The 22,493-nt window shown below is 44.7% G+C and carries 19 protein-coding genes; 16 read left to right on the plus strand and 3 right to left on the minus strand.

Going from position 1 to position 22,493, the window contains the following annotated elements:
- The first annotated feature begins 80 nt into the window (after positions 1 to 80).
- The 16 genes from SGBXF1_RS07835 (at position 81) to gndA (ending at position 20,314) form a co-directional block, all read left to right on the plus strand.
- Entirely contained in the window at positions 81 to 1,505 is a 1,425-nt protein-coding gene (locus tag SGBXF1_RS07835; protein WP_186428120.1) for a mannose-1-phosphate guanylyltransferase/mannose-6-phosphate isomerase, read from the plus strand.
- 15 nt (positions 1,506 to 1,520) lie between these two features.
- Positions 1,521 to 2,897, plus strand: a complete 1,377-nt coding sequence (cpsG, locus tag SGBXF1_RS07840) for a phosphomannomutase CpsG (RefSeq protein ID WP_186428121.1) — start codon at positions 1,521 to 1,523, stop codon at positions 2,895 to 2,897.
- 155 nt (positions 2,898 to 3,052) lie between these two features.
- On the plus strand, positions 3,053 to 4,066 hold the full coding sequence (gene galE / locus SGBXF1_RS07845) for a UDP-glucose 4-epimerase GalE (protein ID WP_186428122.1): 1,014 nt from the start codon (positions 3,053 to 3,055) through the stop codon (positions 4,064 to 4,066).
- 142 nt (positions 4,067 to 4,208) lie between these two features.
- Positions 4,209 to 5,273 carry a dTDP-glucose 4,6-dehydratase gene (gene rfbB / locus SGBXF1_RS07850; RefSeq protein WP_186428123.1) on the plus strand — a complete coding sequence of 355 codons (1,065 nt, stop codon included), beginning with the start codon at positions 4,209 to 4,211 and terminating at the stop codon, positions 5,271 to 5,273.
- A gap of 20 nt (positions 5,274 to 5,293) precedes the next feature.
- Entirely contained in the window at positions 5,294 to 6,163 is an 870-nt protein-coding gene (rfbA, locus tag SGBXF1_RS07855) for a glucose-1-phosphate thymidylyltransferase RfbA (RefSeq protein WP_186428124.1), read from the plus strand.
- Between the two features lies 1 nt (position 6,164).
- Complete coding sequence (gene rfbC / locus SGBXF1_RS07860) at positions 6,165 to 6,698, plus strand: dTDP-4-dehydrorhamnose 3,5-epimerase (RefSeq protein ID WP_186428125.1); 534 nt, start codon at positions 6,165 to 6,167, stop codon at positions 6,696 to 6,698.
- The gene (gene rfbD / locus SGBXF1_RS07865) at positions 6,698 to 7,561 is read left to right on the plus strand and encodes a dTDP-4-dehydrorhamnose reductase (protein ID WP_186428126.1); all 864 of its coding nucleotides are present in this window, start codon (positions 6,698 to 6,700) and stop codon (positions 7,559 to 7,561) included. The genes rfbC (SGBXF1_RS07860) and rfbD (SGBXF1_RS07865) overlap by 1 nt, the downstream gene beginning before the upstream one ends.
- A 128-nt stretch (positions 7,562 to 7,689) precedes the next feature.
- Positions 7,690 to 8,553 (plus strand): glycosyl transferase, encoded by an 864-nt coding sequence (locus SGBXF1_RS07870; RefSeq protein ID WP_186428127.1) that lies wholly within the window; start codon positions 7,690 to 7,692, stop codon positions 8,551 to 8,553.
- Positions 8,554 to 9,115: 562 nt separating this feature from the next.
- Positions 9,116 to 9,649 carry a dTDP-4-dehydrorhamnose 3,5-epimerase gene (gene rfbC, locus SGBXF1_RS07875; RefSeq protein ID WP_186428128.1) on the plus strand — a complete coding sequence of 178 codons (534 nt, stop codon included), beginning with the start codon at positions 9,116 to 9,118 and terminating at the stop codon, positions 9,647 to 9,649.
- 107 nt (positions 9,650 to 9,756) lie between these two features.
- Positions 9,757 to 10,632 (plus strand): dTDP-4-dehydrorhamnose reductase, encoded by an 876-nt coding sequence (rfbD, locus tag SGBXF1_RS07880; protein WP_186428129.1) that lies wholly within the window; start codon positions 9,757 to 9,759, stop codon positions 10,630 to 10,632.
- A gap of 21 nt (positions 10,633 to 10,653) precedes the next feature.
- Positions 10,654 to 11,442, plus strand: a complete 789-nt coding sequence (locus SGBXF1_RS07885; RefSeq protein ID WP_186428130.1) for an ABC transporter permease — start codon at positions 10,654 to 10,656, stop codon at positions 11,440 to 11,442.
- Positions 11,443 to 11,461: 19 nt separating this feature from the next.
- Complete coding sequence (locus tag SGBXF1_RS07890) at positions 11,462 to 12,823, plus strand: ABC transporter ATP-binding protein (RefSeq protein WP_238321012.1); 1,362 nt, start codon at positions 11,462 to 11,464, stop codon at positions 12,821 to 12,823.
- 1 nt (position 12,824) lies between these two features.
- Complete coding sequence (locus SGBXF1_RS07895; protein ID WP_238321013.1) at positions 12,825 to 16,832, plus strand: rhamnan synthesis F family protein; 4,008 nt, start codon at positions 12,825 to 12,827, stop codon at positions 16,830 to 16,832.
- A gap of 62 nt (positions 16,833 to 16,894) precedes the next feature.
- A complete protein-coding gene (locus tag SGBXF1_RS07900; protein ID WP_186428133.1) occupies positions 16,895 to 17,821 on the plus strand; it encodes a glycosyltransferase family 2 protein in 927 nt (308 codons plus the stop codon).
- A gap of 14 nt (positions 17,822 to 17,835) precedes the next feature.
- On the plus strand, positions 17,836 to 18,654 hold the full coding sequence (locus SGBXF1_RS07905) for a glycosyltransferase (protein WP_186428134.1): 819 nt from the start codon (positions 17,836 to 17,838) through the stop codon (positions 18,652 to 18,654).
- A gap of 253 nt (positions 18,655 to 18,907) precedes the next feature.
- The gene (gene gndA, locus SGBXF1_RS07910; protein ID WP_037420113.1) at positions 18,908 to 20,314 is read left to right on the plus strand and encodes an NADP-dependent phosphogluconate dehydrogenase; all 1,407 of its coding nucleotides are present in this window, start codon (positions 18,908 to 18,910) and stop codon (positions 20,312 to 20,314) included.
- A gap of 74 nt (positions 20,315 to 20,388) precedes the next feature.
- On the opposite strand, the gene hisIE is transcribed toward gndA, so the two are convergent.
- From hisIE to hisA, 3 genes are read right to left on the minus strand one after another with little or no spacing between them, the layout of a single operon-like run.
- A complete protein-coding gene (gene hisIE, locus SGBXF1_RS07915; RefSeq protein ID WP_061807139.1) occupies positions 20,389 to 21,003 on the minus strand; it encodes a bifunctional phosphoribosyl-AMP cyclohydrolase/phosphoribosyl-ATP diphosphatase HisIE in 615 nt (204 codons plus the stop codon).
- Positions 20,997 to 21,773 carry an imidazole glycerol phosphate synthase subunit HisF gene (hisF, locus tag SGBXF1_RS07920; RefSeq protein WP_061807141.1) on the minus strand — a complete coding sequence of 259 codons (777 nt, stop codon included), beginning with the start codon at positions 21,771 to 21,773 and terminating at the stop codon, positions 20,997 to 20,999. The genes hisIE and hisF overlap by 7 nt, the downstream gene beginning before the upstream one ends.
- Positions 21,755 to 22,492 (minus strand): 1-(5-phosphoribosyl)-5-[(5-phosphoribosylamino)methylideneamino]imidazole-4-carboxamide isomerase, encoded by a 738-nt coding sequence (gene hisA, locus SGBXF1_RS07925; RefSeq protein ID WP_037420104.1) that lies wholly within the window; start codon positions 22,490 to 22,492, stop codon positions 21,755 to 21,757. Before hisA ends, hisF begins: the two co-directional genes overlap by 19 nt.
- Position 22,493: the final 1 nt, after the last annotated feature.

Here is a 22,493-nt window from a genome sequence, read left to right on the forward strand (position 1 = left end):
GTTTTAAAATTTTTGTTTTTGTATTTAAATATATATCTGCGTTAATTTAACATTAACTGAAAAATATAAGGGATTCGTTCATGTCTAAGTTAATTCCGGTCATCATGGCAGGAGGGACTGGGAGCCGTCTCTGGCCATTATCACGGGAGTCATTCCCCAAACAGTTTCTGTCTATTGACAATAGCGGATTCAGTCTGTTGCAGCAAACACTCCAGCGCTTAACAGGATTGAGTGGAGTCAAGGTGGCTGAACCCTTGGTTATCTGTAATGAAAATCATCGTTTTTTGGTTGCTGAGCAATTACGCGAGATCAACCAACTCGGGACAAATATTATTTTGGAACCCGTAGGAAGAAATACTGCACCTGCCGTTGCTTTAGCTGCTCATCTTGCAGCTGAGGAGGCTGATGACAGCATTCTTCTCATTCTGGCCGCTGACCATTTAATTAAAAAAATAGATAACTTTCATTCTGCTATCAATGCCGCTACCCAGTTTGCCGATAGTAATTATTTTGTCACGTTTGGCATTATTCCTGGGCATCCAGAAACGGGTTACGGCTATATCAAGCGCGGTAGTGCGCTTTCTAGCGAATGCTTTAAAGTCGACGCCTTTGTAGAGAAGCCGTGTCTGGAAAAAGCCGTTGAATATTTGGCCAGCGGCGAATTCAGCTGGAACAGTGGCATGTTCATGTTCAAGACGGCCAAGTTCCTACAAGAGTTGGAACAGTTCAGCCCAGAGATCTTCAGTACAACACAACAATCTGTGGTCGACAGCCAGCGTGACATGAACTTTATCCGTGTTGACCAGGAAATTTTTAAGCACTGCCCAAGTGACTCCATCGATTATGCCGTGATGGAAAAAACACGAGATGCAGTGGTAATCCCTATTGATGCCGGCTGGAGCGATGTTGGTTCATGGTCATCGCTTTGGGAAGTTTCCGAAAAAGATGAATTAGGGAATGTTAACGTCGGTGAGATTATTTCCATTGATTCAAACAATAACTATATTTCATCTGATGCTGCGCTAGTTGCAACCATCGGCTTGGACGATCTGATCGTGATCAACACCAATGATGCGTTGTTGATTTCGACTAAGGATAGAGTTCAAGACGTTAAGAAAGTGGTTGATGAGCTCAAAAAACGCAATCTCCATCACTTCCGTCAACACTCTTCATCTTATCGTCCTTGGGGTAAGATTTGTGATATCGACAGCGGTGAGCACTTCCAGGTCAAAAAAATCATTGTTCGTCCAGGTGAAGGGTTGTCTGTGCAACGTCACCTTCATCGTGCAGAGCACTGGGTAGTCGTCAGTGGTACAGCAAAAGTGAATGTTGATGATAAAGCGTTCTTCTTATCAGAAAATCAATCCACCTTCATACCCGCTGGTAGTGTCCATACACTGGAAAACCCAGGGAAAATCGATCTTGAGATCATCGAGGTCAGATCAGGGTTTTACCTCGAAGAAGATGATATTGAGCGTTTGCACGATCGGTACGGCAGAGTCTAATTAAAGGGTTTGGTGATGGAAAAGTTAACGTGTTTTAAAGCTTATGATGTGCGCGGTAAATTGGGTGAAGAACTGAACGATAATATTGCCTATCGTATCGGTCGCGCTTATGGTGAGTTCCTAAAACCAAAAACTATTGTGCTGGGTAGCGACGTTCGTCTGACCAGTGAAAGTTTGAAACTGTCCCTGGCAAAAGGTTTGCAGGACGCTGGCACTGACGTTATCGATATTGGCATGACGGGGACTGAAGAAGTTTATTTTGCCACTTCGTATCTGAATGCTGATGGCGGCGTGGAAGTGACTGCCAGCCATAACCCGATCGACTATAATGGTATGAAATTAGTCCGTGAAGGCTCGCGCCCTATCAGTGGTGATACCGGTCTGCGAGCTATACAAGAGTTAGCGGAAAACAACCAATTCCCGGCCCCTTCTGCAGCGCGTGGCAGCTATGTTCGTCAGGACGTGCTTGGTGCATATGTAGAACACATACTTTCATACGTTGACGTAAAAAATTTCAAACCGCTAAAACTGGTGATCAACTCAGGTAATGGTGCAGCCGGTCATGTGATCGATGCCATTGAAGCATCTCTTAATGCGTTGAACGTCCCGTTGGAGTTTATCAAGGTTCATCATCAGCCGGACGGCACATTCCCTAATGGTATTCCCAATCCATTATTGCCTGAATGTCGTGCAGATACCGCCAATGCGGTACGCGAACACGGCGCAGATATGGGGATCGCTTTCGATGGTGATTTTGACCGTTGTTTCCTGTTTGACGAAAAAGGCGACTTTATTGAGGGATATTATATTGTTGGTCTGCTGGCGGAAGCTTTCCTACAAAAACAACCAGGTGCAAAAATCATTCATGATCCGCGCCTGAGCTGGAACACGATTGATGTGGTGAGCCAGGCTGGTGGTGTGCCGGTCATGTCAAAAACAGGTCATGCTTTCATTAAAGAGCGTATGCGTTCAGAAGACGCTATCTACGGTGGTGAGATGAGTGCCCATCACTATTTCCGCGATTTTGCCTATTGCGATAGCGGCATGATCCCATGGTTGCTGGTGGCTGAATTGGTCAGTGTAAAAGGCCAAACGTTGGGGCAACTAGTGCAGGATCGTATTGCTGCTTACCCATCTTCTGGCGAAATCAACATCAAGTTGGCCCAGCCAGCGGAGTCTATTGAAAGCGTAAAACAGCATTATTTGGCACTGGGCGGCGAGGCCGATTATACCGACGGCATCAGCATGGAGTTTGCTGAGTGGCGTTTCAACTTGCGTTCATCTAACACTGAGCCTGTAGTTCGATTGAATGTGGAGTCACGTGCTGATGCGGCATTAATGCAGGAAAAAACTGCAGAAATTCTTGATATGCTTTCGAATTCCGCTATGTGAATATAATCTAAAGGTTGTTACTGGAGGGGAATAGTGAATGCGTACCTGAATACAGGAAAGTCCCTACTTTTTGTTCGATCTTTGTCACGTATTTACTCGTTTAAAGTACCTCATCTTCCCACTTAGGACACCTAGTAGGTGTAAATGGAGTTTTCATGGCAATTTTAGTCACTGGCGGTGCTGGTTATATTGGCTCACATACCGTGCTGGCCTTGCTGCAACGTGATGAGGAAGTTGTGGTGTTGGATAATCTGGCCAACTCATCTGAAGAATCCCTCCATCGCGTGGAACAACTGACTGGCAAGGCTGCTGTGTTCTATCCTGGGGATGTGCTGGATCCTGATTGTTTAGGGCGGATTTTTGCAAGCCACAAAATTACTTCTGTCATTCATTTTGCTGGCTTGAAGGCTGTGGGCGAGTCTACTCGCATACCGCTCGAGTACTATCAAAATAATGTTACCGGTACTCTTGTCTTGTTGGGAGAAATGCGCAAAGCAGGGGTGCATCAGTTTATCTTCAGCTCTTCAGCAACGGTATATGGTGCCAACTCCCCGGTACCCTATATTGAAACTACCCCGATTGGTGGAACAACCAGCCCTTACGGCACATCTAAACTAATGGTCGAGCAAATTCTACAGGATTTCGCCAAGGCAGAACCTAAGTTTTCCATCATTGCGTTGCGCTATTTCAATCCAGTTGGTGCCCATGAGTCTGGCTTAATTGGGGAGGATCCAAATGGTATTCCTAACAATCTGCTACCCTATATTTCTCAGGTTGCTATTGGCAAACTAGAAAAATTAGGGGTGTTTGGCGGTGATTACCCGACAAAAGATGGTACCGGTGTCCGTGATTATATCCATGTAATGGATCTTGCAGAAGGCCATCTGGCAGCAATGGATCAGCTGAACATTACAGAGGGTTTCAAGGCTTATAATCTGGGGGCTGGTATAGGGTATTCCGTGCTGGAAATGATAGCCGCATTTGAAAACGCGTCCAACACTACCATCCCATTCCAAATTTTACCGCGTAGGGAAGGTGACCTACCTGCTTTTTGGGCTGATGCCGAACTTGCTAAACGCGAATTAAGCTGGGCGGTTCACCGTGATATTGATGTAATGATGCGTGATACTTGGAATTGGCAGAGTAAAAATCCAAATGGTTATCGTTGAATTGCGTTAAGTGGTATCAATAATTGCTGGTGAAATTGAGTGTGTTTTGGAATATCACCTATTTCAAATGATGAAAATATTCTTCATGAAAAGTTTTAAAATATAGTCGACTGTCGCTGCTTAGTGTGGTCTAGAGAGGTCTATGAAAATTATAGTTACTGGCGGTGCCGGTTTTATTGGTTCGGCGGTTGCCCGGCATATCATTAATGATACGAATGACAAAGTTCTGGTGTTGGATAGTTTGACTTATGCCGGCAACCCAGAATCCTTGGTGAGTATTACAGGCAATGAACGTTTTTCGTTCGAAAAGGTGGATATCTGTAACCGCCAAGAGCTGGACCGCGTATTTTTCGCTTTTAAACCCGATGCTATAATGCATCTGGCAGCCGAAAGCCATGTTGATCGTTCTATTGATGGCCCTGCCGCATTTATTGAAACGAATATTGTTGGTACTTATACGTTGCTTGAGGCGGCGCGCCAATATTGGTCAGGTTTAGATGCTCAGGCGAAGCAAGGTTTCCGTTTTCATCATATATCAACAGATGAAGTTTATGGCGATCTGCATGGCACCGACGATTTATTCACTGAAACAACACCTTATTCTCCAAGCAGCCCATATTCAGCATCGAAAGCTGCCAGTGATCATTTAGTTCGAGCGTGGTTGCGCACTTATGGCTTGCCAACAATCGTCACCAACTGCTCTAACAACTATGGTCCGTACCATTTCCCTGAAAAGCTGATTCCACTCATTATATTGAATGCTTTAGAAGGGAAGCCATTACCGGTGTATGGAAATGGTGCTCAGGTTCGAGATTGGCTTTATGTTGAGGATCACGCCCGCGCTCTATATACCGTGATGACGAAAGGTGTTGTGGGAGATACTTATAATATCGGTGGCCACAATGAACGCCAAAATATTGAGGTGGTTCAAAGTATTTGTCGTCTTCTAGATGAGTTGGCGCCAGAAAAACCTGCGGGAGTCGTTAAATACGAAACATTGATAACTTATGTTGCCGATCGGCCAGGCCATGATATGCGCTATGCCATTGATGCTACGAAGATTGAAGAAGAACTCGGCTGGGCACCAGAGGAAACGTTTGAGAGCGGTATACGCAAAACGGTTGAGTGGTATCTGGCAAATGAACAGTGGTGGAGCCGCGTAAAAGATGGTTCTTATGCAGGTGAACGCTTAGGGCTGACTAGCTAGACAATTTTAAGGAATTAATAATGAAAGGTATTGTTTTGGCTGGCGGATCAGGTACACGCCTGTATCCGATTACGCGTGGCGTATCCAAGCAGCTGTTGCCTATTTATGACAAACCGATGGTATATTATCCAATTTCGGTGCTGATGCTTGCGGGGATCAGGGACATTCTGTTGATTACTACTCCGGAAGACTTGCCATCGTTCAAGCGCTTATTGGGGGACGGTAGCAGTTTCGGTATAAATTTAAGCTATGAGGTACAACCCAATCCGGACGGGCTGGCACAGGCATTTATTATTGGTGAAGAATTTATCAATGGAGATCGCTGCGCATTGGTATTGGGCGATAATATCTACTTTGGTCAAAGCTTTGGCAAGAAACTGGAGAACGTAGCTGAACGCCCTGAAGGTGCTACTGTGTTTGGTTACCAGGTAATGGATCCTGAACGTTTTGGTGTTGTGGAGTTTGACGAGAATTTCCGGGCTTTGTCGCTAGAAGAGAAACCGGCAGCGCCTAAATCCAATTGGGCAGTAACCGGTCTCTATTTCTACGATAGAGATGTGGTTGAAATGGCTAAGCAAGTTAAACCGTCATCCCGCGGCGAATTAGAAATTACTACGCTTAACCAAATGTATTTGGAGCGGGGGAAACTTAACGTTGAGATTTTGGGACGTGGTTTCGCTTGGTTGGATACTGGAACTCACGATAGTCTGATTGAGGCTGCCCAATTTATTCATACTATTGAGCATCGACAGGGATTCAAGATCGCTTGTTTAGAAGAGTTAGCTTACCGCAAAGGTTGGCTGACACGGGAACAGGTGGCAGAAGAAGCTCGCCGCCTCAGTAAAACGCAATATGGTCAATATTTAACTCAGCTACTGGTGGAGAAATAACATGCAAGTCACCAATACTCGCATTGACGGTGTAAAAATTATTCAACCTAAAGTATTTGGCGATGCGCGTGGGTTCTTTCTGGAAACGTTCGAAAAAAAACGTTATCAGGAAATGTTAAAGATTGATCTGGATTTCGTACAAGACAACCACTCGCGTTCCTCAAAAGGCGTTTTGAGAGGTTTGCATTTTCAGAAGTTGAACCCACAGGGAAAACTGGTTCGCGTTGTGCGTGGTGAGGTGTTTGATGTTGTAGTAGATATCCGCAAGGGGTCACCAACCTACGGCGCCTGGGAAGGAGTTGTACTTTCGGAAGAAAATAAAACCCAGTTTTGGGTTCCGCCAGGCTTAGCACATGGTTTTGTAGTCCTATCTGAGACGGCTGATTTCGAATACAAGTGCACAGATTATTATAACCCGGTTCATGAAGGTTGTTTATTATGGAACGATCCTGCCATCGGCATTGAGTGGCCCATCGAAAATCCATTATTATCTGAGAAGGATAAAATCGGGAAGCTGCTTGAGGATCTAGCATAATGAAAGTTCTACTCACTGGTGCAAGAGGACAATTGGGAAGTTGTTTCCAGGATCGTCTTCCTGAGGGATGGCATGTTTGGGCTACAGATTCTGATGTTCTGGATATTACCGATTTTGAGACAGTGAGGCGCGCTGTGCTCGAGTACCAGCCTGACTTTGTTGTGAATGCAGCGGCATTCACTGCAGTTGATAAAGCAGAAGCAGAGCATGAAATTTCCATGCTGATTAACGAAGTTGGGCCAAAAAACCTTGCTCAAGCAGCGAATGAGGTTGGTGCTCGTTTGGTACATATCTCGACTGATTATGTGTTCGATGGCGAAGCCAGTACACCCTATATTGAAACAGCGATAACTAATCCTCTCGGGGTGTATGGTAAGACAAAACTGGCTGGTGAAATTGGTGTTCTTAATATTCAGCCTGCAGCCTTGATTATTCGTACAGCTTGGGTTTTCAGCGAGTACGGCAATAATTTTGTTAAAACAATGCTGAGATTGGCACAGAATCGCGATGCGCTGGGGGTGGTTTCCGATCAGTTTGGGTGTCCTACATATGCAGGGGATATTGCACAAGCAATAATTATTCTCTTGCAGAGAAAATCAGACGGCGGTATTTATCATTTTTGCGGTGATGAAATAGTTGCTTGGAACGAATTTGCGGAGGTTATCTTTGCATCTGCATTACGGCAGGGGGTGTTAGCCAAAAAACCGATAGTAAATGGTATCACCACAGAGCAGTATCCTACGCCGGCCAAGCGACCAAAATATTCCGTCCTTGATTGTGAAAAGATAAAGAGTCAAGGTGTAACTCTTTCCTTATGGAAACAACGCGTCGATGACGTTATTTCTGTTTGCCATAGTGAATAGCGAACCAAGATCTAAAAACCTATTTTAATATAAAAACCGTTTGCTACTTTATTCTAGTAGTTATAAACGGTTTTTTATTGAACACTCACCGTTAGTTGTGGCTTGTGTTTTGCTTTAGAGGGGCTGTAATGCGATATGATAATGCGATAGTTGTGGTTGTTTATAATAAAAATGTAGAGGATTCAATCACTATAAATACTCTAACAGAGTATAACTTCCTTAATAGTAAGCTTGTCATTCACAACAATGGACCAAAGAGTATCTCCTTAGTTGGTGAAGTGGCAAGAAAATTAAACGATAAGTTTAAAGATGTGGAGTTAATTAACTGCTTATCCAATTCTCCATTGAGCATATTGTATAACGAATTTATTAATAATAACCTTGATGCCAAGCAATTTATTATATTAGATGATGATTCTACAATTACCAATGAGTTCGTGCGAGCAATAAACGCTAACGAAGCTGATATGGAGTTGCCGCGTATTATATCTCGTACTGATCATGTTACTTACTATCCCATTGAGGCGAAAAAAGTCGTCACTGTCGATCGTGAGCTCGATCCTAGGACCTCATTTTCGATTGGTTCGGGGTTGGTTATTCATCACTCTTTGGTCGAAAAATTTCATAAGCACAATGTTAGTCTATTCGATGAAAACTATGCATTGTATGGTGTTGATGTAAGTATTTTTCGCAGAATTTATCAATTAATGGATAAAGGTGAGCGCTTTAAAATAAAAACCTCTTCGCACCTCAAACATTCCCTTTCCCGCACTGAAGGGAAGGAAAGTCCGTTCAGAATAAAAGAACGCCTTATTGATGTTGCTATCACAACAAGAAGATACCCTACGTTACGGATGCATATTCATCTTTTGAAGAGGATTTTAATTAATCTTGTTGGTTTTAAATTGGATAATGTTTTATCAACCATTAAAGCATATTTTTCTGGAATGCACCCTCGATGTAAGCCTATATCCTCTCGCCGTCGTCCTTGAATGAAAAAGTATTATTCATTCAGGACGATTCTTTGGCTGTCTGTTAATGGTGTGACTATTACGCCTTCTGTTTTATTTTTCCCACCGAACGACTGACTTATACTCCTCATTTAAATTATCCTTCAACCTGAATCCATAATTAATTATCCAAAATAATATCAATCATATTAAATGACATGTGATATTTTGATAAGATACACGGCGTGTATTATTCTAATTAAAAAATTTTCAATTCAGGGATGTATAATTACAAGGTGTTATTAAATTAATTTTATGTAAAATGCAAGGCTTAGTTGTTGCCAATAGTAATATCTGTTATTTCTTATGTCAATAAAGATTGAGCTGGTATAATTGGAGGTAATATTTGATACCATCATATAGCGGTTAAAACTGCAGATCTGTATGGATGTTTTGTCTATTCGTGCTACTCTATACTATTTGATTGACTGCTCCGTTTGGGTTTAATTTAAGAGCGGTAGGGTAGCATACTGCTACCTTCATCTGCCGCGGTGCGGCCTTCACGGCATCGTTGATTTAAGCATTATATATGGGTAAGTTTTGAATGATTGTACATGACACGAGAGTTGCGGGTGTTAAGTTGATAGAGCCGAAGGTTTTCGGTGACCAGCGTGGTTTCTTTCTTGAGACCTTCAACAGTGCTCGCTATTGTGAGCTTTTGAATATCAATTTTGATTTTGTCCAAGATAACCATTCTCGTTCATCGCAAGGCGTATTGCGCGGGTTGCACTTCCAGACAGCGAGGCCACAGGGTAAGCTGGTGCGCTGTGTGCGTGGCGAGGTTTATGACGTAGTTGTTGATATCAGGCCCGAATCCTCCACTTTTAAACAATGGGTCGGTGTCTATCTATCTGAAGATAATAAGAATCAACTCTGGGTTCCACCTGGGCTGGCCCATGGCTTTGTAGTCATTTCAGAATTTGCTGATTTTGAATACAAATGTACCGACTACTATGATCCCCAGAATGAGGGATGTCTGATTTGGAATGATGCGGATATAGGAGTAGAATGGCCGGTCGAAAATCCTTTGCTTTCGGCGAAAGATAAGCTTGGTAAGCGTTTTTCAGAGCTTTTTTAAGCGGAGTTAGTCGTTCTATTTCTAGGCCTCGGGAGGATGTCCGAGGCTTTTTGCATTAAAGGTGCGGGCGCGTTGTATTTCATCGGATATAGGTATTTGGTAATACTATGAAAGTGATGATTGTAGGAAGTGCAGGGCAGGTGGGGCAGGAACTGGTAAAACGAGCTCCTTCCGGGTGGGAGATTTTGGCTACGGACCGTTCGCAGCTCGATATCACCGATGCGCAGCAAGTGAACAGACTCGTTTCCTCATTCTGTCCCCATGTTATCATCAATGCGGCGGCGTATACGGCAGTTGATAAAGCTGAGTTGGAGCCTGCCCTAGCGTTCGCTATCAATAGAGATGGGCCAAAATACCTAGCTCGCGCAGCTAAAGTCTGTGGCGCAAAAATCATACATATTTCAACAGATTATGTTTTCCCCGGTGATAAGAGCGGCCTCTACATGGAATCCGACGCAACCGGTCCAACCGGCGTATATGGCCTTAGTAAACTTGAAGGCGAGCTCGCCATCGCTCAGGAGTGTTCTGAGCATATAATTCTGCGTACTGCATGGGTATTTGGTGAGCACGGTCATAATTTCGTGAAGACCATAATTCGTCTTGCGAGTGAAAGAACAAAGCTATCCGTGGTGGGTGATCAATTCGGCAGCCCAACTTATGCGGGTGATATCGCTGATTCGCTACTGACTATTGCTCGTAAAGTGACCTGTAAATCGGACTCACGGATGTGGGGGATTTATCATTTTTCAGGCACTGAATATGTTTGCTGGGCCGATTTCGCGATAGCTATCATCAACTCTGCTTACGAAAATAATTTGATTACCCAAAAACCTGACGTTCATGCCATAGCGACTAGTCAATATCCTACACCAGCAAAACGTCCCGCAAACTCCAAGTTGGATTGTAGCAAAATTCAGGAGATTTTCACTTTGAAATCAAGTGATTGGCGTGCTGCGCTGAAAAATATTTATCTTTATGCTTAGTGGCTTGAATAGGATTTAATCATGTTTCAATCTGTAATCAGAAATAGATCGCTAATTTATAAATTGGCTAAGCGTGATATTGAGGCTCGCTACAAAGGTTCAGCTATTGGGACCTTGTGGGCCATTGTCAATCCCATCATCATGCTTTGTGTGTATTCCTTTGTTTTTTCGGTGGTTTTTCAAGCCAAGTGGGGAGCTCTGCCTGGGGGAAAAGGTGTATTTGCTATCGTTCTGTTTGCGGGGCTAATTATTTTCAATTTCTTAGCTGAGTGTATTGGGCGAGGGCCATCTATATTTCTTGGTAATGTCAACTATGTGAAAAAGGTAGTGTTCCCGTTAGGATGTTTACCAATAAGTGCAGGGTTATCTGCCTTGTTCAATTTTATGATTAGTTTTATCATTTTGTTGGTTGCGCAGTTAGTTGTATTTGGTAAAGTCCCAGCTACCGCACTATTATTCCCTGTTTTTTTTCTACCAATATTTATTATTGGGCTAGCATTGTTATTCCTTTTTTCATCTATTGGGGTTTATCTTCGTGATTTATCTCAGGCTGTGCCGCTGATCATTACATTTCTGATGTTTCTCTCACCGATTTTTTATCCGCTCAGTGCTATTCCAGTAGAATACCGGCCGTTAATGAGTATCAATCCTCTGGCATTTCTCATCGAGAATACCCGGGAACTACTGATCATGGGTAATATGGTACCTGTTTCTAGTTTCATGACACTTTATCTGAGCAGCGCTTGCCTGTTGGCTTTTGCAGTGTACGTCTTCAAAAAAACCAAAAAAGGGTTTGCAGATGTCATTTGATAAAGGAAAGGAGACTACTGTGGATAATGTGATCGAAGTAAAAAATGTATCCAAAGTATTTCGCATCTATGAATCACCAAAAGACCGTTTAGTCGAGTTTACTGTTAATCGCTTACGGGGAATGTTTGGCGCCGAACCTCGTACGTATCATAAAGAATTTCGCTCGTTAAGTGATGTATCATTGTCGATTAAGCGGGGTGAAACTGTTGGAATTATCGGTGCTAATGGTGCAGGAAAGTCCACTCTGTTGCAGATCATCTGTGGGACGTTATCACCTACACAAGGATCCGTATCGGTTAACGGACGTGTCGCAGCATTATTGGAACTTGGCGCTGGCTTTAATCCGGATTTCACTGGACGTGACAACGTTTTCATTTCTGCTTCAATCATGGGATTGACAGACGAACAGATTAGGGCTCGCTTTCAAAGCATCGTTGATTTCTCCGAAATCGGTGAATTTATCGATCAGCCAGTTAAAACATATTCCAGCGGAATGTTTGTGCGGTTGGCATTTGCAATTATTGCACATGTAGATGCAGATGTGCTGATTGTTGACGAGGCGTTGTCAGTTGGAGATGCTTTTTTTGTTCAGAAATGCATGCGTTTTTTGCGTGATTTCATGAGCAAAGGCACTGTGCTTTTTGTGAGTCATGACACCGCCTCAATCATCAATCTTTGCGACCGTGCTATTTGGATCAACCACGGTGTTAAGCAAATGGAAGGTCCTGCTAAAGATGTGTCTGAATCTTATTTAGCAGCGTTATTTAAACAAAAGAATAGTGTCGGTCAAAAAGGTGAAAAGCTAAAAAATAATAAAAGAATGGTGTTTAAGGATATGCGCCAAGACTTTATTAACACTACAACACTTAGAAATGATATTGAGCTTTTCACTTTTAGTGATGAAGGGAAGCATTTTGGCGCTAAAGGCGTAGAAATCATTAATGTTTACCTAAAAAATACTGATGGTGAGGCGCTCTCCTGGGTTGTTGGAGGCGAAGATGTACGCCTTAAAATAGATGCACGCTGCATTAAATCACTTTATAGTCCGATTGTTGGATTCTTTATAAAAGATCGTTTAGGGCAGACACTGTTTGGCGATAACACATTTTTAACATATTTAGAGCAACCTCTGTCAGTTGCAGAGGGAGAAATGTTAGAGTGTGAGTTTGATTTTTGCATGCCGACGTTACCTATAGGAAACTACAGTATCTGTGTTGCAGTTGCTGAGGGAACTCAAGAGGATCATGTCCAGCATCATTGGATTCATGATGCTGTTATGTTTAAATCACATGCCTCCAGTTCAGTCACTGGGCTTGTCGGAATTCCAATGAAAGATATAAAACTCACTGCTAATCAACAGGGTGTTAACCAGAATGTTTAAAATGAATAAGACTATGCTATATCGTCCTCGTAAATTAACCTGGCCATTTGGCTGGTGCGGACATATACCTTTTGTTGGTTGGCTAGTAGAAGAACAACGTCCGAAGACGATTGTTGAATTAGGTACCCACTCCGGCAATTCTTATTTGGCTATCTGTCAGTCTGTACTGGAAAATAACGTTGGCGCAAAATGTTATGCTGTTGATACTTGGATGGGTGATGAACATGCAGGGAACTACGGTGAAGATGTTTACAATGAGCTTTCTGCATATAATCAAGAGCAGTACGCGGCATTTTCTAATCTAATGCGTATGACTTTCGATGAAGCGAATGCATACTTCAGTGACAAAAGCGTAGATCTACTGCACATTGACGGTCTTCACACTTATGATGCGGTTAAGCATGACTTTGAGAGCTGGTTGCCAAAAATGTCTGAACGAGGCATCGTATTGTTTCATGATACCAATGTTCATGAGCGCAATTTTGGTGTATGGCAGCTTTGGGAAGAGCTTTGCACGCAATATCCTCACTTTGAATTTAAGCATTCGCACGGGCTGGGGGTGCTTTTTGTCGGTAAGAAAAGCCATTCAATACTGTTTGAAAAATTGAATGCTATTGTGGGCGACGAGGTCTTGCATGATGTATTTGCCCGTCTTGGAGAATTAGTGACTCTGCAAGCGGCTAGCAAGAGGGAGCGTGAACAGGCTGCAGCATTACAAAATGAACTTCATCAACATCTTGAGTATGTGAAACAACATGCTGAGAAGCTTGAAAACCATGTTAAACATCTTGAGGATGTAGCGCATGAGCGTGCACTTGAGATTAATTCTCGAGACATAGATCTTGAAAAAAACAAATTGTTGATCGACGAGTTGAATAGAAAACTTGACGAGCGTACGTCAAAAGAGGCTGAGACCAATATCTTGTTGAGTGAGCACAAAGAGAAGCTCACGAATACTCTTGAACTATTAAAAAAAAATGAGTATACGGCCAAAAATCAAAATGAACTGCATTCGTTAAGCATGTCGAAGCATTCAGAAAAAATCGAACTGCTTACGTCAATTTTAGAAAATAAGCAGCAGGAGTTAGATTCTTTGCTGCAGACTCGCTCCTGGAAAATAACCAAACCGTTGCGTTTTATTTTCCGTCTGTTACGTGGTCAGCATCATATAGCGTTGCAACCTGTCAAAGGAGCGGTGCGCGAGCAATTAAAACTGATGTATTATAAGGCCCCGGCTCACTATCGCATGTCATTATTGAAAGCGGCATTTAAGCTGCGTCCAAGTTGGTTCCAACATCATCCACAGTATTTGCAGAGTAAAGGAGATACTTTTCAGCGTGTAAGTGAAAGCCATAGCTTGCTCATGGATATAAATCAGCACCGCGACGAGTTTAACGATTCTCCTGGAAAGGTGGCAGTCCATTGCCATATCTATTACTATGATCTGATCGACGAGTTCCGTCAGCATCTGGCGACGGTGCCTTTCCGGCTTGATGTTTATGTTTCCGTAACCACTCAAGAGGCGCAGGATGTTTGTGAGCGTGAATTACGTAAAGTGTCTAACATTGGCAATCTGTACGTTAATATTGTTCCAAACCGAGGCCGAGATATAGCTCCGATGTTTGCTGAGTTTGGCGATAAACTGAAACAGTATGACTACGTCGGCCATATTCAGAGTAAAAAGTCGCTTTATAATGGAGGTACTACGCTAGGATGGCGTGAATATTTATTCAACGCTTTGTTTGGCTCAACATCTAATGTAAAACGCATTTTCTCGTTGTTTGCGCAAAATGAACAGTTGGGTATTGTTTATCCGCAGGTGTTTACTCAGGTTCCATATGCTGCCTTCACTTGGCTGGCAAACCGTTCTGACGGCATAAAACTCTGCAATCGCATGGGGATTTCCATGCCAGAAAGCTATTTTAACTTCCCTGCGGGATCTATGTTCTGGGCTCGTATGGATGCTATGCGTCCATTGTTTGATTTAAACTTGAAGTGGGAAGATTTCCCCGAAGAGCAAGGGCAAACAGATGGCACCACCGCTCATGCCATTGAGCGTTTGCTGGGAGTCGTGCCGACTGCCACAGGATATGAAACTTGCATTATCAAAGATATGCAAACCCCATCATGGTCCCCTTTTCGTTTAGATCACCAATATCTTCCGCGTAATAAGGGAACTTACAATTATGCGATTGAAGATGTAAATACTAAGGTTGTAGCCTTTGACATATTCGATACGCTTTTAGTTAGACCTCTGCTTAACCCAGATCACACAAAAAAATTGGTTTCGCTGCAACTTAATTCTAAAGAGAGAGAGGCATTTGAAGCATATAGGGTGATGGCTGAGTCACAATCTCGCAATAAGAAGGGGAAAGATGTTGGTCTGGATGAAATCTATGTAGAATTTACAAGCTTATCCGGGTTGTCAACAAGTCAGGTTGAGGTTATTCGTAATATCGAAGAGAAAGTTGAGATTGCTTCGGTATCGCCGCGCCCTGAAGTTGTTGAATTGATAGCCATAGCGAAGAATGCTGGTAAGCGAGTCGTTTTAATCAGCGATATGTTTCTGCCGAAAGTGACCGTAGAAGCGATGCTGGAAAATAACGGAGTTACCGGTTGGGACCGCTTGTACCTTTCCTCCGATTGTGGCGTGCGTAAAGATAGTGGCAAACTCTATGAGTTAATGATGCAGCAAGAAAATGTTGAAGGGAAAGAGGTTGTGATGATTGGCGACAATGAACGTTCTGATCTTCAACTGCCTTCAGATTTCTTTGGTATACGCTGTATTCACTTGTTCCGTGCCAATGATATGGCTCGATCTTTACCCGCCTATGAACACTATGTTTCTGCAGAGATTGTTGGAAGTGATATCAATAATGAGCTAACTCTGGGGCTGTTGGTTAAGCAGAATTTGAATAAGATCGCAGATTTCCAAGAGAATGATATTAACCTCTTCGGAACAGATCCACGTCAGATAGGTTATAACGTTGTTGGGCCGGTGGTATTGGCGTTTTGTCAATGGCTTATTGCCCAGGCTAAAGCAGACAAGGTTAACCGTTTGTACTTCCTGGCGCGTGAAGGGAAATTAATCAAGCAAGTCTATGATGCATGGTCAGCATCAATACCTAATGCGCCAAAAAGCTATTATCTTCAGGTATCGCGGCGTGCAGTTAATGTTCCTAACATTGTTTCCTTTGACGATGTAAAACTGATTGCGCAGGGAGATTATTTCCCTAATAAGATTGAGAGTTTCCTGTTCGAGCGCTTTGGACTGGAGTTGAGTGAGTTGCGCTGGAATGAAATTTACAGTAAAGGGCTATGGCGTGAAAGTGATGCGCTTGAGATTCGAAATAAAAATATTCAGCATTTGGAACCGCTGCTGCAGTTTTTGCTCCCGGATATTTTGAACGAAGCGAAAGAAGAAAAGCGAGCAATGATGCGTTATCTGAAGGAGAGCGAGTTTACTTCGGGAGGCAGCATAGCGGTAGTGGATGTCGGTTACTCAGGAACTATTCAAAAATCTCTGAATCGCTTGGTGGCTGATCCAGTTCATGGTTATTACTTTGCTACCGCCGATAATATTCGTGAGGGTATGGCTCCTCTGGCTATTTCTCGCGGTTGTTATGTTAATGAATCAATTCCTGTCTTTAATGATTCACGTATTTTCTCAGATAGCTTCAGTCTGGAGAAGTTATTGAGTGCCAATGACGCGCAAATTATCAAATATGTGATCACAGAAGAGGGGGAGTTAGACCGCAAATTTAAGCTTCTGCGGGAAGGGGAGTTGATGACCAAACCCGTCAGAGATGAACTACAGCTTGGCAGTATGGAGTTTGTTTCTCATGCCGTGGACGTTCGAGAAAATTTATATTCAGGATTCAAGCCTTCGTTGACCGTTGCGGATGAGATTTACCGTGGATTTACTCTTAACGCGCATGAGAAGCCCAATCAAGTTTTAGAGAAATTGATTCTTGATGATGACTACTGTGGCCGCGGTTTAATCAGTTAATTCTAAAGCCCCAGCGATCACTGGGGCTTTTTATCTATGCAAGGCCAATATCACGAGGCTACATGAGTAGAAAAGCTGAAAAAGTCGCAATTTTGCTTGGTGCCCGAAATGGCGCTGAGTACTTATCAGCCCAATTAGAGTCTTTTCGTCGTCAAACCTTTCAGAATTGGTCACTATGGGTCTCTGATGACGGTTCGACTGATACCAGCCGAGATATTGTTGCGGATTTCATTTCACAACCGGGTATTAGCGGCTATTTATTAAGTGGGCCACAGCAGGGTTTCTGCGCTAATTTTATGTCATTGGTCGCTAATCCTGAAATCCAGGCGACATACTATGCTTTTTCCGATCAGGATGATGTTTGGTTGGATGATAAGTTGACGCGTGCTACGCAGTGGTTGCAATCCATTGAAGCGGACATTCCGGCTGTTTATTGTTCGCGAACTAGGTTGACCGATAGCACAGGGGGTGTGAACGGTTTTTCTCCTGACTATGAAAAAGTACCGGGCTTTGGCAACGCGTTATTGCAAAATATTGCCAGTGGAAACACCATGGTTTTCAACCATAGCGCGCGGGAGCTGCTAAGGAAAGCGCAGCGGGCCCCGATGGTAGTGCATGACTGGTCCTTATACCAGATCGTAACCGGCTGTGGCGGGACGGTATTTTACGATCGAGAACCTACTGTGTTGTACCGTCAGCATAACAATAATGTTATTGGCAATGGGATGTCGCCATTACACCGTTTACAAAACTTTATCGCTGCTCATGGCGGACGTACCGCCCAGTGGAACGATCAGAATCGCCAAGTTTTAGCCTGCGTTTCAGAAAATCTTACTCCTGAAGCTAAGCAATCGCTCGCAACATTCAGTGCGATTCGTGATAATAGCGTATTGAATCGGCTGCGTTTGATGCGGCGATCAGGCATATATCATCAACAGTGGATCGGCAGTCTGACCACGCTGACTTATGTCCTGCTTAATAAAATTTAAATTTGGTGTTATTTGTGAAAATTGTAGCTTCCCTCGTGCTATTTAAGCATGAATATCAGGATATTAAGCAGACGCTTTCCTCACTGTTTGCGGAGGATAGCGTGTCCAAAGTGGTGATTGTCGACAATGGTAGCTTCTGCCAGTGGCTTACGACTTTCAGCCATGAGAAGTTGGAAGTGATCCGACTGCCTGTAAATGAGGGATTTGGTGCTGGTCATAACGCTGTTTTTACTCGTTATGCCAGCATTGCGCCGTTTATACTGATCTGCAACCCCGATATATCTTTCACCAAGGGCGAGGTGGATAAACTTTACCAGTTCAGTCTTAATGAAGGCGTTGGGTTATCAATACCTAAAGTTGTTTACCCTGACGGTAGTCTTCAGCACGGTACAAAACTGCTGCCCTCACCTTACCAACTGTTAATTCGCCGTTTCCTATCTTCTTTCTCACAGACGGTTAACAATAACTACGAATTACGTCAGGCAGATTACAGCAAACCTTTCTTTGCGCCATCATTGTCTGGCTGTTTTATGCTCATCAGCCAACAGGCGTTGCGTGAAATTAAAGGATTCGACACCCGTTTCTTTCTCTATCTAGAAGATGTCGATTTGTCGCGTCGAGTTTGCCTCGCTAACTATCAGGTGTCCTACTTTCCTGGAGCCTTGGTTGTGCATGAATCACAGCGTCGCTCTTATACCAATCTCCGCTTCCTTTGTTATCACATGGTCTCTGCAGTTCGTTATTTCAGCAAGTGGGGTTGGTTTTGCGATCGTCAACGTGACAGCTTAAACAAGCGTTGTTTGGATAATCTACCCCTGATAAAGAAAATCTGAATAGGAAGAGAAAAGCACTTCTTAGCGCTTCTCTTTTTCAATGTTACCGGTAATGTAGTGGGAGGCGGCATGCAGACTCTTCCGACCACTGCATGTTTGAAGAATGTTATGGCTATGATAGGTACATGCTTTGATATACTCATGTACAATGTTCTCGTTCAACAGTACAGCATTGAGCAGTCAATAACCCATTTAATTTCAGTGGATTATTGATTTTTCAAGACTGGTATATATTTCAGACAGGAGTTTCTCAATGTCCAAGCAACAAATCGGCGTTGTCGGCATGGCGGTAATGGGCCGCAATCTGGCACTGAACATCGAAAGCCGTGGTTACACCGTTTCGATCTTTAACCGTTCAGGCGATAAAACTGATGAAGTTATTGCTGAGAATCCAGGTAAAAACCTGGTGCCGTACTACACCGTCGAAGAGTTCGTTGAATCGCTGGAAAAACCACGCCGTATCTTGCTGATGGTGAAAGCGGGCGAAGCGACTGACAAGACCATTGCTTCCCTGACTCCGCACCTGGATAAAGGTGACATTCTGATCGATGGTGGTAACACCTACTATCAGGACACCATCCGCCGTAACCGCGAACTGTCTGACCAAGGTTTCAACTTCATCGGCACCGGCGTTTCCGGTGGTGAAGAGGGCGCATTGAAAGGCCCTTCAATCATGCCAGGTGGCCAGAAAGAAGCTTACGAACTGGTTGCCCCAATCCTGAAGAAAATCGCTGCAGTAGCAGAAGGCGAGCCTTGCGTGACCTATATTGGCGCTGACGGTGCCGGTCACTATGTGAAGATGGTGCACAACGGTATCGAGTACGGCGACATGCAGCTGATTGCAGAAGCTTACTCACTGTTGAAGCAGGCATTGAACCTGAGTAATGAACAGTTGGCTGAGACCTTCGCAGAGTGGAACAAAGGTGAACTGAACAGCTACCTGATCGACATCACCAAAGATATCTTCACTAAGAAAGATGAAGAAGGTAAATACCTGGTTGATGTGATTCTGGACGAAGCCGCCAACAAGGGCACCGGGAAATGGACCAGTCAGAGCTCTCTGGATCTGGGCGAACCGCTGTCATTGATCACCGAATCGGTGTTCGCGCGTTACCTGTCTTCACTGAAAGACCAACGTGTTGCTGCGTCTAAAGTGCTGACCGGTCCTAAAGCGACGCCAGTAAGTGGTGACAAAGCTGAATTTATTGAGAAAGTGCGCCGTGCACTGTACCTGGGCAAAATCGTTTCTTATGCACAGGGCTTCTCGCAGCTGAAAGCCGCTTCCAAAGAAAACAACTGGGATCTGCACTACGGCGACATTGCCAAGATCTTCCGTGCCGGTTGCATCATCCGCGCCCAGTTCCTGCAGAAAATCACTGACGCTTACGCACATGATGCGGATATTGCCAACCTGCTGTTGGCACCGTACTTCAAGCAGATTGCTGATGAATACCAGCAGGCGCTGCGTGATGTAGTATCCTATGCAGTACAGAACGGCATCCCTACGCCGACCTTCTCTGCGGCCATTGCATACTACGACAGCTACCGTTCAGCAGTACTGCCTGCCAACCTGATCCAGGCGCAGCGTGACTACTTCGGTGCTCACACTTACAAACGTATCGACAAAGAAGGCGTATTCCATACCGAATGGATGGAATAATCCCAACGTTTGAAGTATAAAAAAAGCCGCCGAGGTTTACGCCCGGCGGCTTTTTTATTACCTGTAAAACAAACTTATTTCTGATGCCGCTCGCGCAGGCGGCCAATCACTTTGCTCAAGTCCAAATCCTGATCTTGCAGCAGCACCAACAGGTGATAAATCAGATCGGAAGCTTCGTTGGTCAGTTCTTCACGGTCGTTTACTGTGGCGGCCAGCGCGGTTTCTACGCCTTCTTCCCCCACTTTCTGCGCGATGCGTTTAGTGCCACTGGCATACAGACTTGCCGTGTAAGAGCTGTCCGGGCTGGCAGTCTTGCGCTCAGCGAGCAGTTGTTCTAGCTGATAGAGAAAACCCCAATCGCTGTTGGCTGGGTAGAAACAGCTGGTGTTACCCAGGTGGCAGGTTGGGCCGATCGGGTTGACCAGAATCAACAGCGTATCATTGTCACAGTCTGGTGTGATGCTTACCACGTTGAGGAAGTGCCCAGAGCTTTCACCTTTGGTCCACAACCGTTGTTTGGTGCGAGAGAAGAAGGTGACCTTGCCGCTTTGCTCGGTCGCGGCCAGTGCTTCCTGGTTCATATAACCAAGCATCAGCACCTCGCCAGAGACGGCGTGTTGCACGATAGCTGGCATCAGATTGTCGGTTTTTTCCCAGTCCAGCTGGTTTTTCTGTTGTTCTGTTAACACACGCGAATCTCCACGCCTTGTTCGACCAGGAACCTTTTCAGGTCGCCAATATTAATGATTTGCTTATGGAACACTGACGCCGCCAGTGCGCCATCAACGTCCGCATCACGGAACGCTTCCAGGAAGTGCTCCATGGTGCCCGCGCCACCGGAGGCGATCAACGGCACCTTACAGACTTCCCGTACCTGCCGCAGCTGTTCTAAATCGTAACCGTTGCGCACGCCATCCTGATTCATCATATTCAGCACAATCTCGCCTGCACCACGTTTTTGCACTTCTTTAACCCAATCGAGAGTTTCCCATTGGGTGACGCGGGTACGGCTTTCATCGCCAGTGTATTGGTTGACGTGATACTTGCCGGTTTCGCTGTCAAACCAGGTATCAATACCGACGACAATGCATTGCACGCCGAAACGATCCGCCAGACGGCTAATCAATGTAGGATCGGCCAGCGCTGGTGAGTTGATAGAAATCTTGTCGGCGCCGAAAGAGAGGATCTGGCTAGCATCTTCCGGGCTTTTGATGCCACCCGCGACGCAGAACGGAATATCGATCACTTCTGCTACTCGTGATACCCAGCTTTTATCGACAACCCGACCGTCGGAGGATGCGGTAATGTCGTAAAACACCAGTTCATCTGCGCCTTCTTGCGCATAGCGTTGCGCCAGCGGTACGATGTCGCCAATGATTTCATGGTTGCGGAATTGCACGCCCTTCACGACTTGCCCGTCTTTAACATCCAGGCAGGGGATTATCCGTTTTGCCAGCATGCGATTGCCTCCTCAACGCTAAACTTACCTTCCAGCAGGGCACGCCCTACAATCACACCTTCAACACCACTGCCGCGTAGCTGGGCGATATCGTCCAGATTGCCAATGCCGCCGGACGCCTGGAAGGCGATCTGCGGATAGCGCTGACTAATTTCCTGATACAGCGCGACGTTGGAACCGGCCAGTGTGCCATCACGGGAAATATCGGTGCACAATACATGCTTCAGGCCATAAGGCAGAAATTGCTCAACCACCTGCTCCAGCGTGGCGTCAGAATTCTCTTGCCAGCCACTGATGGCTACGCGTTTGGTACCGTCAGCATCGATGCGTACGTCCAGCGCAAGCACCATGGCATCTGCGCCGTAACGTTCAAACCAGCCTTGCACCATTTGCGGTTGTTTTACCGCGGTAGAGCCGATCACTACGCGAGATGCACCGGCCTCCAATAAAGCAGAAACGTCTTGTTCGTTACGAATGCCACCACCAACCTGTACCGGCACGTTAACCCCCGCCAGTAACTTACGCAGTAGAGGGATCTGACGTGCAGTCGGATCTTTGGCACCGGTCAGATCGACCAAATGCAATACCTGTGCACCTTGTTGTTGGTAGTCCTGCAGACGCAGCAGCGGATCGTTACCGTAGTCGCGTTGCTGGCCGTAATCGCCCTGATGCAAGCGCACCACGTTACCGTCGATCAAGTCCAAAGCCGGAATAATCATG

Source organism: Serratia grimesii, assembly GCF_900186025.1.
Lineage (GTDB): Bacteria > Pseudomonadota > Gammaproteobacteria > Enterobacterales > Enterobacteriaceae > Serratia > Serratia grimesii.